This is a genomic window from Nocardia rhamnosiphila NBRC 108938 (genome assembly GCF_000720425.1).
Taxonomy (GTDB): domain Bacteria; phylum Actinomycetota; class Actinomycetes; order Mycobacteriales; family Mycobacteriaceae; genus Nocardia; species Nocardia rhamnosiphila.
This window is the reverse complement of record NZ_JOAJ01000001.1, coordinates 1,752,657-1,764,747: the sequence shown is the minus strand read 5'-3', so window position 1 is coordinate 1,764,747 and position 12,091 is coordinate 1,752,657. Positions and strand designations below refer to the sequence as shown.

At 67.7% G+C, this 12,091-nt stretch carries 11 protein-coding genes and 1 pseudogene; 6 read left to right on the top strand and 6 right to left on the bottom strand.

Features of this window, described 5'->3' with window-relative positions; genetic code table 11:
* Window positions 1-149: 149 nt before the first annotated feature.
* The 3 genes from IG75_RS0108100 to IG75_RS38995 form a co-directional block, all read right to left on the bottom strand.
* Window positions 150-398, bottom strand: a complete 249-nt coding sequence (locus tag IG75_RS0108100) for a WhiB family transcriptional regulator (protein WP_030520544.1) — start codon at window positions 396-398, stop codon at window positions 150-152.
* Window positions 395-979, bottom strand: coding sequence for an HNH endonuclease (locus tag IG75_RS0108095; protein ID WP_036512293.1), 585 nt, complete (start codon window positions 977-979; stop codon window positions 395-397). Before IG75_RS0108095 ends, IG75_RS0108100 begins: the two co-directional genes overlap by 4 nt.
* A 67-nt stretch (window positions 980-1,046) precedes the next feature.
* Window positions 1,047-1,211, bottom strand: a complete 165-nt coding sequence (locus IG75_RS38995; RefSeq protein WP_156058709.1) for a hypothetical protein — start codon at window positions 1,209-1,211, stop codon at window positions 1,047-1,049.
* 334 nt (window positions 1,212-1,545) lie between these two features.
* On the opposite strand from IG75_RS38995, the gene IG75_RS0108085 reads away from it, so the two are divergent.
* The 4 genes from IG75_RS0108085 to IG75_RS0108070 all read left to right on the top strand — a co-directional run bounded on the left by IG75_RS0108085 (window position 1,546) and on the right by IG75_RS0108070 (window position 7,463).
* Window positions 1,546-3,735 (top strand): malate synthase G, encoded by a 2,190-nt coding sequence (locus IG75_RS0108085; RefSeq protein ID WP_030520542.1) that lies wholly within the window; start codon window positions 1,546-1,548, stop codon window positions 3,733-3,735.
* Window positions 3,736-3,864: 129 nt separating this feature from the next.
* Entirely contained in the window at window positions 3,865-4,623 is a 759-nt protein-coding gene (locus IG75_RS0108080; RefSeq protein ID WP_030520541.1) for an NAD(P)H-dependent oxidoreductase, read from the top strand.
* 155 nt (window positions 4,624-4,778) lie between these two features.
* Window positions 4,779-6,473: a hydrogenase maturation protein gene (locus IG75_RS0108075; protein WP_030520540.1), complete on the top strand. Its 1,695-nt coding sequence runs from the start codon at window positions 4,779-4,781 to the stop codon at window positions 6,471-6,473.
* Between the two features lie 156 nt (window positions 6,474-6,629).
* Window positions 6,630-7,463: an MHYT domain-containing protein gene (locus tag IG75_RS0108070; protein WP_030520539.1), complete on the top strand. Its 834-nt coding sequence runs from the start codon at window positions 6,630-6,632 to the stop codon at window positions 7,461-7,463.
* Between the two features lie 314 nt (window positions 7,464-7,777).
* Here IG75_RS0108070 and IG75_RS0108060 read toward each other — a convergent pair.
* Window positions 7,778-7,981, bottom strand: a pseudogene (locus tag IG75_RS0108060) (hotdog domain-containing protein); the annotation flags it as partial.
* A 109-nt stretch (window positions 7,982-8,090) separates the two neighbouring features.
* On the opposite strand from IG75_RS0108060, the gene IG75_RS37235 reads away from it, so the two are divergent.
* Entirely contained in the window at window positions 8,091-8,657 is a 567-nt protein-coding gene (locus IG75_RS37235; protein WP_051714327.1) for a hypothetical protein, read from the top strand.
* A 34-nt stretch (window positions 8,658-8,691) separates the two neighbouring features.
* Here the strand turns inward: IG75_RS37235 and IG75_RS0108050 are convergent, their stop codons facing one another.
* Window positions 8,692-10,269, bottom strand: coding sequence for an LVIVD repeat-containing protein (locus IG75_RS0108050; RefSeq protein ID WP_030520536.1), 1,578 nt, complete (start codon window positions 10,267-10,269; stop codon window positions 8,692-8,694).
* Between the two features lie 262 nt (window positions 10,270-10,531).
* The gene (locus IG75_RS0108045) at window positions 10,532-10,744 is read right to left on the bottom strand and encodes a DUF397 domain-containing protein (RefSeq protein WP_030520535.1); all 213 of its coding nucleotides are present in this window, start codon (window positions 10,742-10,744) and stop codon (window positions 10,532-10,534) included.
* Window positions 10,745-11,172: 428 nt separating this feature from the next.
* Between IG75_RS0108045 and IG75_RS0108040 the strand changes: the two genes are divergently transcribed.
* The gene (locus IG75_RS0108040) at window positions 11,173-12,030 is read left to right on the top strand and encodes a phosphotransferase family protein (RefSeq protein WP_030520534.1); all 858 of its coding nucleotides are present in this window, start codon (window positions 11,173-11,175) and stop codon (window positions 12,028-12,030) included.
* Window positions 12,031-12,091: the final 61 nt, after the last annotated feature.

Below are 12,091 nucleotides of genomic sequence, written 5' to 3'. Positions count from 1 at the left end.
GCTCGATCTCCGGGAAGAACCGGTGCTGCGATGGGTACCCACGGGCAGTCAGTCTATGGTCCTGAACCACCCCGTGACGCACCACGGTCACGACTGTGGGGCCGCGCTCGCCGCACGGCCCCACAGCGCCCGGACCAGCTTCGATCCGGCTACTCCCGGATCATCGTGCCCCGGTCGAATTCCTGCCCGCCCCACACGCCGGATTGTCCGGTGCGCTCGGCGAACCTCCGGCATTCGGGCCGGATCGGGCAGCGCCCGCACACTTCCCGCGCATAGGCGAAGTCCTGGGACGGATAGGGAAACCACGCCTCGTGGTTCGGGTCGCCACGGCAGGCGGCCCGATGCCATCCGCGGCTGTCGGAGACGGGCAGCAGGTCTGCCAGAATCTCGACGGTCATCTCGATCCCCTCCTCTCGTGGATCGCCTCGGCGGTGGTTGTCGTCGCGAGTTGCCGCCAGACCCGCCGCTGCGCCCGGGCGAGCGGGTCGGGCGGCCGCGGCTGCCAGAGCAGCCGCATACCGGCCTCCTCCGGAGTGCGGTCGGCTTTACCGGTATTGCAGGTCACGCAGCACGCGATGAGGTTTTCCCAGGTATTGGGCCCGCCCCGGCTGCGCGGCCGGATGTGGTCGACGGTGTGCGCCCCCGCCCCGCAGTATCCGCACCGGTTCCCGTCACGCCGCAGGATCGCGGCGTGGGTGGCGCGGCCCTCGGGCCGGCGGACCGCGAGATGGGCCAGGTACCGGTAACGCACCAGGCGGATCGTCTCCGGCAGCATGATCTCGGTGTGCTGGGACCGGACCGGGAAATGCGGTTGCCGAATCACAAGGGATTCGGCGATTCCACTGGTCAGCAGTACCACCGCCCGGTCGGCCGGAATCCGGGCCAGCGCCTCGTAGCTGGCATTGAGCACCAGGACGCGGGTGCGTATCCAGTTGTCCGGAGTGAGCGTCGCCGGTTCGGCGACAGCGGTTGTCGGCATGGGTATCACCAGGTTTCGACGGCCCGGGACGGCCGGGACTACAACGGATGCGGGAGAAGGCGAGCGGTCAGCGCCGCTGCGGGAGGAGCCGGTCGATCGCGCGCTCGCCGACGGCGGGTTCCGGCTGCCGCAACGGTTCGCCGCGGACGCCCATCGGCCGTTTCGGTGCACTGATGCGTGCCGCGGAATCGGCGTTCGACCGGGTGTCACCGGCCGGTGCGACTGGATACAAGACCACTCCTCCCTTCTCTGTGTCGTAGCCCCGCCGGGGTGGCGGGCCGGATGGAATACATGGTGGCACAGGGCGGTAGCGGTTGTCGGCTCATTTTTTTCCGGCACCGGATCGGAGCGCCGCCGCGCGGCGGGCCGGAGTAGCCGGTGGACCGCCGCGGCCGCCGGGAACGCCGCCCGGCGGAGCCCGGATGGTCACGGCGGTCCGGAGTAGAGTCCGGACCGGGCCATCCGCGCCCCGCCCACGTGATCACCCGGCGATCGGAGCGCCGCTACCGGTCGGTAACATAAACATCGACTTTCCACCCGGTATTTCGCGGAAGTGAGGCACGTAGATGACAGAGCGGAAAAAGGTCGGCGGGCTCGAGGTTGCCACCGTTCTCCACGACTTCGTAGAGAACGAGGCGCTCCCCGGTACCGGCGTCGATTCCGCCGCGTTCTGGGCCGGCGCCGAGCGGATCATCACCGAGTTCGCGCCGCGCAATCGGGCCCTGCTGGCCGAACGCGACGAGATCCAGGGCAAGCTCGACGCCTGGCACAGCGAACACCCGGGCGCCAACTACGACAAGTCGGCCTACAAGCAGTTCCTGGTCGAGATCGGCTACCTGCAGCCCGAGCCCGCCGATTTCACCATCGGCACCGCCGGCGTCGACGACGAGATCAGCAGCACCGCCGGTCCGCAGCTGGTGGTCCCGGTGAGCAACGCGCGGTTCGCCATCAATGCCGCCAACGCCCGCTGGGGATCGCTCTACGACGCGCTCTACGGCACCGACGCCATCCCGGAGACCGGTGGCGCCGAGAAGGGCACCGGCTACAACCGGGTGCGCGGGGACAAGGTCATCGAATGGGCCCGCAATTTCCTCGACGACGCGGTCACCCTGATCACCGGCTCGCATATCGGCTCGACCTCCTACGCCATCGTCGACGGTGAGCTCGAGGTGGGCCTGGAGGACGGCACCACCATCGGTCTCGCCGATGCCGGTCAGCTGGTCGGCTACCTCGGCGACCCGGCCGCGCCGCGGTCGATCCTGCTGAAGAACAACGGTCTGCACATCGAGATCCAGATCGATCCGGAGTCGCCGATCGGCAGCACCGATACCGCCGGTATCAAGGACGTCGTCATCGAATCCGCGGTCACCACGATCATGGACTTCGAGGACTCCGTGGCCGCGGTGGACGCCGAGGACAAGACCCTCTGCTACCGCAACTGGCTGGGCCTGATGAAGGGCGACCTCGCCGAGAAGGTCACCAAGAACGGCAAGACCTTCACCCGGACCATGAACCCGGACCGGGTCTACACCGCCCTGGACGGGTCCGAACTGACCGTGCACGGCCGGTCGCTGCTGTTCGTCCGCAATGTCGGCCATCTGATGACCAGCGACGCGATCCTGGACGCCGAGGGCAACGAGGTGCCCGAGGGCATCCTGGACGGCATCATCACCTCCCTGATCGCCAAGCATTCGCTGCGCGACGATGTGGCGCTCACCAACAGCCGCACGGGGTCGGTCTACATCGTGAAGCCGAAGATGCACGGCCCGGACGAGGTGGCCTTCACCAACGACCTGTTCGCGGCCGTCGAGGATGTGCTCGGCCTGCCGCGCAACACCCTCAAGGTCGGCATCATGGACGAAGAGCGCCGCACCACGGTGAACCTCAAGGCGTGTATCAACGCCGCCGCCGACCGGGTGGTCTTCATCAACACCGGTTTCCTGGACCGCACCGGCGACGAGATCCACACCTCCATGGAGGCGGGTCCGATGATCCGCAAGGCCGAGATGAAGACCCAGCGCTGGATCCTGGCCTACGAGGACTGGAACGTCGATACCGGTATCACGGCCGGCCTGCCGCACAAGGCGCAGATCGGCAAGGGAATGTGGGCCATGCCGGATCTGATGGCCGGCATGCTCGAGCAGAAGATCGGTCACCCCAAGGCCGGCGCCACCACCGCGTGGGTGCCCTCGCCGACGGCGGCCACCCTGCACGCCACCCACTACCACCTGGTGGATGTGTTCAAGCGGCAGGCCGAGATCGCCAAGGGCGGGGCACGCGCGAGCGTCGACGACATCCTGCAGATCCCACTGGCCGCGGACACCAACTGGTCCGAGGCCGACAAGCAGCAGGAACTCGACAACAACTCGCAGTCCATCCTGGGCTACGTCGTGCGCTGGATCGACCAGGGCGTGGGTTGTTCCAAGGTGCCCGATATCTCCGATATCGCGCTGATGGAGGACCGGGCCACCCTGCGGATCTCGAGCCAGCTGATGGCCAACTGGCTGCGTCACGGTGTGGTCACCACCGACGAGGTGGTGGCGAGCCTGGAGCGGATGGCACCCGTGGTGGACCGGCAGAACGCCGGCGATTCCGGCTACCGCCCGATGGCGCCCGATTTCGCGGGCAGTGTCGCGTTCCAGGCGGCGAAGGATCTCATCCTCGAGGGGACCGCGCAGCCCAACGGCTACACCGAGCCGATCCTGCACCGCCGCCGCCGTGAGGCCAAGGCTCTGGCGGGTAAGAACGAGGCGTAACCGGCCCCGATACGACAGTGCGCAGTCCCCGGCTCCGCGAGCGGCCGGGGACTGTGTGTTCGTATACCCGGCGCGCCCGTGCGCGAGCCGCCAGGAATGCCCACGCCGGGCCGCGGTGTTACCCCGGACATGAAGGTTTTGATCGTCTACGCGCACCCGGAACCCGATTCGCTCACCGGAGCCCTGAAAGATGTGGCCGTCGAGCAGTTGCGGGCCGACGGCCACGAGGTGCGGGTGAGCGACCTCTACGCCATGGGCTGGAAAGCGCACGCCGACGCCGCCGATTTCGGCGTGGTCGAGGAGACGAACTTCATGCTGGCCTCGGGTGAGGCGTTCGCGAACGGCACGCTGAGCGAGGACATCCGGGCCGAGCAGGAGAAACTGCTGTGGGCCGATACCGTGCTGCTGCATTTCCCGCTGTGGTGGTTCGCCATGCCCGCCATCCTCAAGGGCTGGGTGGATCGAGTGTTCACCTGTGGTTTCGCCTACGGCGCGGGTGGTACCGCCATCCCGCGCTACGGCGACGGCGTACTCGCCGGTCGGCGGGCGATGCTGGTGGTGGCCGTCGGTGGCCGGGAACCCGCCTACTCCGACCGTGGAATCAACGGCCCGACAGCGGATCTGCTGTTCCCCATCCACCACGGCATCCTCTACTACCCGGGCATGGATGTGCTGCCGCCGTTCGTCGTACACGGCGCGATCCGGGTGGACGACGAACGTTTCGAACAGCTCGCCATCGACCTGCGCAAGCGGCTGGCGGAGCTGGACAGTGCCGAGCCGATCCGGTATCGGCGCCAGGGCGGCGGTGACTACGATCGCTCGCTCCGGCTCGAACCGGGACGCGAGAAGCCGGGGGCCGCCGGATTCGGGCTGCACATCGCCCCGTGAGATGTCGCGGCGGGCCGCCGCCCTCCGGAAAACGGTTCGCACAGTAGGGCGTCGGGGAGGGCTCGGGCTGCGGACGTCCCGGGGCAGGACTAGCTTGGTCGAGTCGAGACCGTATCCGGGGAACGATTCGGTTCCCTGTTCGATGGAGGAGAATTTTGCGAGTCCTGCTGGTCGCGAGTGCTTTCAACAGCCTCACACAGCGTGTGCACACCGAACTGCGCTATCGCGGGCACGAGGTCGCGGTCGAATTGGCGCTCGGTGACGATCCGCTGCGGGCCCGGGTCGCGGCGTTCCGGCCCGATCTCATCGTGGCTCCGATGCTGACCACCGCTGTCCCGGAGGACATCTGGACCGAGCACACCGTACTGATCGTGCATCCCGGCCCCAAGGGTGATCGCGGTCCCTCCTCGCTCGACTGGGCGATCAGCGAGGGCGCCTCCGAGTGGGGAGTCACCGTGCTCCAGGCGGTCGAGGAGATGGATGCCGGGCCGATCTGGGCCTCGGTGCCCTTCCCCGTCCCCGCGTGCGGGAAGAGCGAGCTGTATCGCAACGAGATGTCGGATGCCGCCGTGGCCGCGGTGCTGCTGGCCGTCGAACGCTTCGGGGCCGGGGATTTCGTACCGGAGCCGCTGGACTACGACCGGCCCGATGTCCGGGGCCGGTTGCGGCCCTACCATTCCCAGCAGTACCGCCGGATCGACTGGACGACCGACAGCACCGCCGAGGTGCTGCGCAAACTCCGCGCGGCCGATTCGCAGCCCGGCGTACTCGACGAACTCTACGGCCGTGAGTATTTCGTGCACGGCGGCCACCACGAGGACCGGCTGCGCGGTGAGCCGGGCGCGGTGATCGCCACCCGGGACGGTGCGATCTGCCGGGCCACCGTCGACGGCGCGGTGTGGTTGCCGCAGTTGCGGCGCCGCCGGACACCGGGCGGACCGGCCACGTTCAAACGGCCCGCGGTGGCGGCGCTGGGCGCCGATCTGCCCCCCGCCACCCCGGAGGTGCCGGTGTCGGCGGCCGCGGCGGCTGTCCGCGACACCTGGTCGGAGGTGCGCTACCGCGAGGAAGGGTCGGTGGGCTACCTCGAATTCGCCTACGCGGGTGGAGCGATGAGCACCGCGCAGTGCCGCCGGTTGCTCGCCGCCTACCGCGAGGCCTGTGCGCGGCCGACCCGGGCCCTGGTCTTCGGTCCGGCCCGGGACTTCTTCTCCAACGGCATCCACCTGCATGTCATCGAATCGGCCGCGGACCCGGCCCGCGAGTCCTGGCACAACATCAACGCCATGAACGATCTCGTGGAGGCGATCCTCACCACTACGGACAAACTCGTCATCTCCACGCTGCCCGGCAACGCGGCCGCGGGCGGGGTGATGCTGGCGCTGGCCGCCGACGAAGTATGGGCCCGCGAAGCCGCGGTGCTCAATCCGCACTACCGCCTGATGGGTTTGTACGGCTCGGAGTACTGGACCTATTCGCTGCCGCGGCGCGTCGGCGCGGCCGAGGCCGCCCGGCTCACCCGGGAGACCCTGCCGGTGGGCGCGAAAGCGGCCGCGGACCTCGGACTGGTGGATCGGGTGGGTTCCGGCGGCACCGCCGAGTTCGCCGCCTGGGTACGCCGGGAGGCGGAGGCGCTGGCCGATTCGCCCGAACTGGAAAACCGCCTGACCGCCAAAAAACAACTCCGCGAGGCCGCCGAGGCCGCCAAACCGCTGGCGGAGTACCGGGCCGAGGAACTGGCGCAGATGCGCCGGAACTTCTTCGAGGAGGGCGAGCCGTATCACGAACTGCGGCGGAACTTCGTGTACAACATCGTGCCGCCTGCCACTCCGGCATACCTGCGGAGCTGATCCGGAGACTCCGCCGGTTAGCTCAGTTGTGACATCAAGTGGCGAACGCACACCCCCGTGGGGTGAAATTTTTACTCTGCAGGCCCCCTCGGGGTGTGTCGAACTACTGTCCAGGTGGCCGTGGTTCGGAAATCGACTAGTACATCGGAGTTACACGTGCAGCTCGAGCACTTCAGCAATGGGTGGGTGACACCTGTCCTCGCCTATTTCATGTCGTTCATCGGGTCGGTGCTCGGTCTCCGGTGCGCGGTCCGCGCACGGTCGTCGGAGCAGGCCGGCGGCTGGCTGATCGCGGCGGCCATCGCGCTCGGCGGCGCGGGGATCTGGGTGATGCACTTCACCGCCATGCTCGGCTTCTCCATCGGCGGTATGACCATCCGCTACGACATGCCGATGACGCTGCTCAGCGCCGGTATCGCGATTGTGGTCGTCCTGATCGGGCTGGCGATCGTGGTGCGCGGTCATCGCGAGGTGATCGCCCTGCCGCTGGGCGGAGCGATCACCGGTATCGGGGTCGTGGGGATGCACTACCTGGGCATGGCCGCGATGAACTCCGGTGCCGAGATGGAATACAGCACCGGACTGGTGCTGCTGTCCATCCTGATCGCGGTGGTCGCCGCGACCGCCGCGCTGTGGTTCATGCTGCACGTGAAGGGCTGGGGCAACACCATCGGTGCGGGCCTGATCATGGGTGTCGCGGTGTGTGGCATGCACTACACCGGAATGGCCGCCATGAGTGCGCACCACGGTGACCACACCGCGGTGCCGGAGGGTGTCGCGCCGGTGGAGTTGCTCACTCCCCTGCTCACCACCGTCGCGCTGGTGGTGGTGGGCCTCGTCGTCCTGGTCGGCGTGGCCGAACTCGAGGTCCGGTCCACGGCCGCGGCGAAACAGGAGTACGAATCCGACGAGGTCACGACCCTCACCACCGATCCCGCGACGCTCGCCGTCAGCGGCCGGGAGTGGCCGCGGATGCCGGTGGACCGCTAGTCTGCCGCCTGTCGCAGTGGCCACATCGGGGTGGGACCCCGGTTGTCGCCCGCGGCCGCGCGGCCTAGTCTGGGCCGCCGTATCTGCAAGCCGAAGTGAGGATTGTTCGAATGGGTAGTACCGTCATCGATATCTTCGCGTTGATCATCACGCGAATCGGGGACTTCTGGACTTGGGCGTCCACCGGCTCGGCGGGTTTCCCGCCCCTGTGACCCGGTAGCGATTGCCGATACGGAGCCCGGACGCTGTGTGCGTCCGGGCTCCGTCGCGTTCACACGGGGTTCGGGGGAGGGCTGCCGGAGCGGTCCGCCGGTTCAGGCCGGTAGCGGGACGTTCTGGAGCGGGACCTGACCCCGGGCCAGTGCCTTGCCGCTGTCGCTGTCGGCAATGATCACCTGCCACAGCTGCTGGGTCCGTCCCTGGTGCAGCGGCTCGGCGGCGACCGACGCCCGCACTGCGGTGGCGGGGTGCAGGAAATCGGTCGCGTTGTGGACGCCGACCGCGAACTCGCCGCCGTCCTCCTGACGGCCATGGCCGGAACGTACCTGCCGATGTCTTTCGCGCATTTCGTGGCGGTCGACGCGGGTGCTGTGCGGTCTGCGGCGATCGGGCACCTAAAGTATGTCCATGGTCTCCGGGGGTGAGGTCGGCACACTGCGGCGGCCGACGGCGAAATGGTGGACGGCCACCACGGTGGTGTTGGCGGTACTCGTCGGAATCTGTTGTGCCGCCGTGATCTGGTTCGTCGCCTCGGACGGCGATTTCGGATATCTGCTGCTCCTCCTCGGGGCGCTGCTGGGCCTGGCCGTACTGTGGTCGATCTGCGCGGTGTTCGGGCTGATCAGGTACCGGGCCTGGCTGCCGAGCGCCGTGGTTCCGGTCCTGGTTCTGGTGGCGATTGCCATGGTGTACTCGGGCGCCGCCGAACAGGTGGGTTGGCGAGTGTCGAAGGCTGCGCTGGAAGAGGCTGCGGCGCAGTGTGCGCACCGCTCCGATCCCGGCCGGATCGGCGTGTACACGATCGAGTGGGTGGACCGGTCGGATTCCGGGTGCCATTTCTACACCAGTGGCGGGTTCCTCGATCCGGTCGGTTTCGCCTACCTACCCCAGGGGGCTCCGCCCGAGCGCCGGGGCAGTGAGACCACCTATCGGCAATACGACGGTTCGTGGTATCGCTTCGTCGTCTCCTGGTGACCGCTCGAATCCCGCGATGGCCGGAACTGCGTGTTCACGAACCCACAACCGACTGCTGTTCCGCGGGAGGCGAATACACCGAATCGTCCACGTGCAGCACCATGAAACCGTTGTCCGAGCAGGTGACGTACAGCGCGTTGCCGCGCCACTCCGGTGGCGACAGGCACCAGTCGGTGGAGACGTCGCCGAAGGCGAGTTTCCCGGTTCGCGAGCTCAGCGCCTGCGAGGGATCGAACTGGCCCTCGAGTACCGCGCGGGCCGCGCTGGGCGCGGTCATCGCGGGGATCCCCAGCAGCGAAGCCAGTGCATGTGGCGAATTGACGAGTTCGAGGTTGCGACCGGTGCGGGCCGGTGGATTGAAGTAGGCGATCTCCCGGATGGCCTGCGGGTCGCGGATATCGAAAACCCTTATCCCGGAGGAGATCCAGCCGCAGGCCAGGGCGGTGGGGTCCACGGGCCGGTCGGCCGCGCAGTAGTGCGATTCGTAGGCGAAGATCGAACCGCCCATGGATGAGGCGATATTGCTGTCCAGATTCTGCGGCAGATTGATCTCGAGTTTGATCTTCGCCACGACCCGCGGATCGGCGTCGTCGGAGATATCGATGAGTTTCACACCCCCGGAGCCCCCTTCGTCCACGGTGTAGACATGGGGTCTGCCGCCGTAGGTGACCGGAATGCTGTGCTGGGTGGCCCATCCGTCCGACCAGAACATCCGCCCGAGGTGATGGACCTGCGGATTCGGGTCGCGCCGCTGGACCGCGCTGATATCGAGCACGGTGATCCCGCTCAGCGCCGAGAGGTACATGCGGTTACCGTCCGGGCTCACCCCGAACCCGTGCGCGGTGAGCCCGGTCAGCCCCTGCCACACGACCCGCGGATTCGCCGGATCGGTGAGATCGACGGCGCTGAGGAATCCGGGTGTGATCCCGGAGGCCCAATAGGTGCGGCCGTCGGGGGAGAAGCCGCCCTCGTGCGTGGTGATCGGCAACGGCATACCCAGATTCGTGCCGGGACCGGGATTGAGCAATCGTGGATGCGCGCAGTCGGAAATATCGTAGACAGAGAGATATCCGGCGCCGACCAGTAGGGGAACGCCGGTACCCACCAGGAGCTTCCGCTCCCGGTTGACCTTCAGGCTCTCCCAGGTGCCGGCCACCATGGCGGGCTCGTTCAGGGTCGCCGTCGGTCGCGGATGCGCCGGATCGGAGACATCGAGCACCTGCACCCCGCCGTTCTGGTGCAGCAGGTTGCCGGGGAAGAACGTCCCCATATAGGCGCAGTGCTCGAAGCTGGTGGAGGTGATCCCGGCGCCGCGCCCGGCGAACTGGCCGACCAGCGACATATTGCACCGGTAACCCTGCGTACTACGGCCGCTGTCGCGGTCGGCCGCCGGTACATCGCCCTGGAAACCCGGCTCGGGCATCGACCCCGGCCCGCATTCGGCCCGAGGCACCGAGGTCCGGCCGACATCGAGGAATTCCCGTACCCGACTCTGGATATCGGATTGCAGATCCGCCGACGCGCTGCCCGGCAGCATGACCGCGGCGACCACACCCACCGCCCCCAGAACCAGTGCTCTGGTCCGGCGGATTCTTCCGAAGGGACGCCCCATTGCATCTCACGCTTCCCGGGCAACAGTGCCCGACCCGGTCAACCGGGAGGGTTCGGTACACAACCCGGAATTTGTTCAGTGATGGTAGCGATCGGGGGCGGGTGGGATTCGCGTTTTCACGGAATGCGCGAGCGGACGGACAGCCGCTTCCGGCGGTGCACTCGGCGGGTCCGTTCCTCCCGAGTGCACCGCGGCGCGGACCGGTAACTTCCTTCCGAACAGCGAGAGCTGTGGTGGAAGGCGTGTGTGGGCCGGGGGCGCGTCAGCCGAACGTGCCGGTCTTCGCGGCTTTCAGAAAGGCGTCCCATTCGATAGGGGTGAAGACGAGCGCGGGCCCCGTCGGATTCTTGCTGTCCCGCACGCCGACCCGGTCGTGTGTGAGTTGGGTAGCCTCGACGCAATCCCTGTTGCCACCACTACGACTGCGCTTGAACCACTGCGTTCGGAGTCGGCGGCGGAGCGCCGAGCGCCGGATTGTCTCGTCACCGATTTCGGGCGGACACGGATGTGTCGCTGCCGGGTACGGAGCCGGATCGGACTGGTGGCTGGTTCACCTTCGTGTGAGGCGCCAAGTCGGCGAAGACGTTCAACATCCGGTTGACCGCGCTGGATGCGGCGTGTGTGTACTGGCGGCAAAAGGGCCGGCCGCCGATCCGGACCGCTGTTCCGCACCGACCGCAAAGCTCGACCGTCGGTGGCGATCAACGACAGCGACCCGGCGGCGCGGCGGCGCTGCGTGTTGCTAAAGTGTTTCGTTCACTGCGGTTGCGTATGTCCGAGATTTCGGCCCTCGTTCTCGGACAGTGCCTCCGCTGAGCTCTGGAATGCGCGGTGACCGCGATTCGGGTCATCAACGTGCGGAGATGAACAAAAACGGTGGCGAGAGCAGGTTGTGTCGTGGAGTTGGCGGTTGGACGGCATCGCGTTCTGTTGAGCCGATTGCTGCCGGATGCCGAACCGGGGGATTTCGCTGTGTATGAGGGGCAGTTCCATCTGGTGGTGGTCGGCCCGGATCGGGTCGTATGCCTGCCTCGCACCGATGCCGCAGCGGCCCGGCTGCCGCGGCGAGCGGCTGTTCTGCGTGTTCTCGCCGACTTCGAGCTGGGTTTCCGTGTGCCGGTTCCGCTGGAGGAAGGTGGCGCGGACGGCATCGATGAGCAGCCGTTCCTGGTGTTGAGCCGTGTTCCCGGAGCTTCGTTGACCGCTGAGGTACTCGATGATCCGCTGGTGGCAGAGGTGGTCGCAGGCCAGTACGTTGGTCTGCTGGCCGGGCTGGCCAGAGCCGGTGCCGACGAAAGAGTGCGCGCGGCCCTGCCGGCTCCGGAAGACCGGTGGCAGCGGTTCGCGGGCGATGTCCGCGCCGAGCTGTTCGGGCTGATGTCCGCCGGTGGGCGTCGGCGGGCCGAACAGGAACTCGTCGCCGTCGAAGGTCTTCCAGACCTCGCGGCGGCGGTGGTGCATGGGGACCTCGGACCCGAGAATGTGCTGTGGGAGAGCATCGACGGGCTGCCGCGCCTGAGCGGGGTGGTCGATTGGGACGAGGTCGGTCTCGGTGACCCCGCCGAGGATCTTGCGGCCATCGGTGCCGGCTACGGCGTTCCCCTGTTGCGGCGCGTGCGCACACTCGGTGGCTGGATGGATGGAGAAACGACCGCCCGCATCGCCGCGATCGCCGGAACCTTCGCCCTGCAGCAGGCCCTCGCCGCCTACCGCGACGGTGACGCAGAGGAATTGACGGACGGTTTGCTGGCCTACCGCTGAATCGGGTCGCCGTAGTGTCGACCGGAATTCGGGCGGCTGTGCAGGTAGTGCCTGATGGGAG

Bases quoted from the DNA above. Each gene is read 5' to 3' on its own strand.
- IG75_RS0108100 (WP_030520544.1), bottom strand. From the start codon at position 398: ATGACCGTCGAGATTCTGGCAGACCTGCTGCCCGTCTCCGACAGCCGC.
- IG75_RS0108095 (WP_036512293.1), bottom strand. From the start codon at position 979: ATGCCGACAACCGCTGTCGCCGAACCGGCGACGCTCACTCCGGACAAC.
- IG75_RS0108085 (WP_030520542.1), top strand. From the start codon at position 1,546: ATGACAGAGCGGAAAAAGGTCGGCGGGCTCGAGGTTGCCACCGTTCTC.
- IG75_RS0108080 (WP_030520541.1), top strand. From the start codon at position 3,865: ATGAAGGTTTTGATCGTCTACGCGCACCCGGAACCCGATTCGCTCACC.
- IG75_RS37235 (WP_051714327.1), top strand. From the start codon at position 8,091: ATGGTCTCCGGGGGTGAGGTCGGCACACTGCGGCGGCCGACGGCGAAA.
- IG75_RS0108050 (WP_030520536.1), bottom strand. From the start codon at position 10,269: ATGGGGCGTCCCTTCGGAAGAATCCGCCGGACCAGAGCACTGGTTCTG.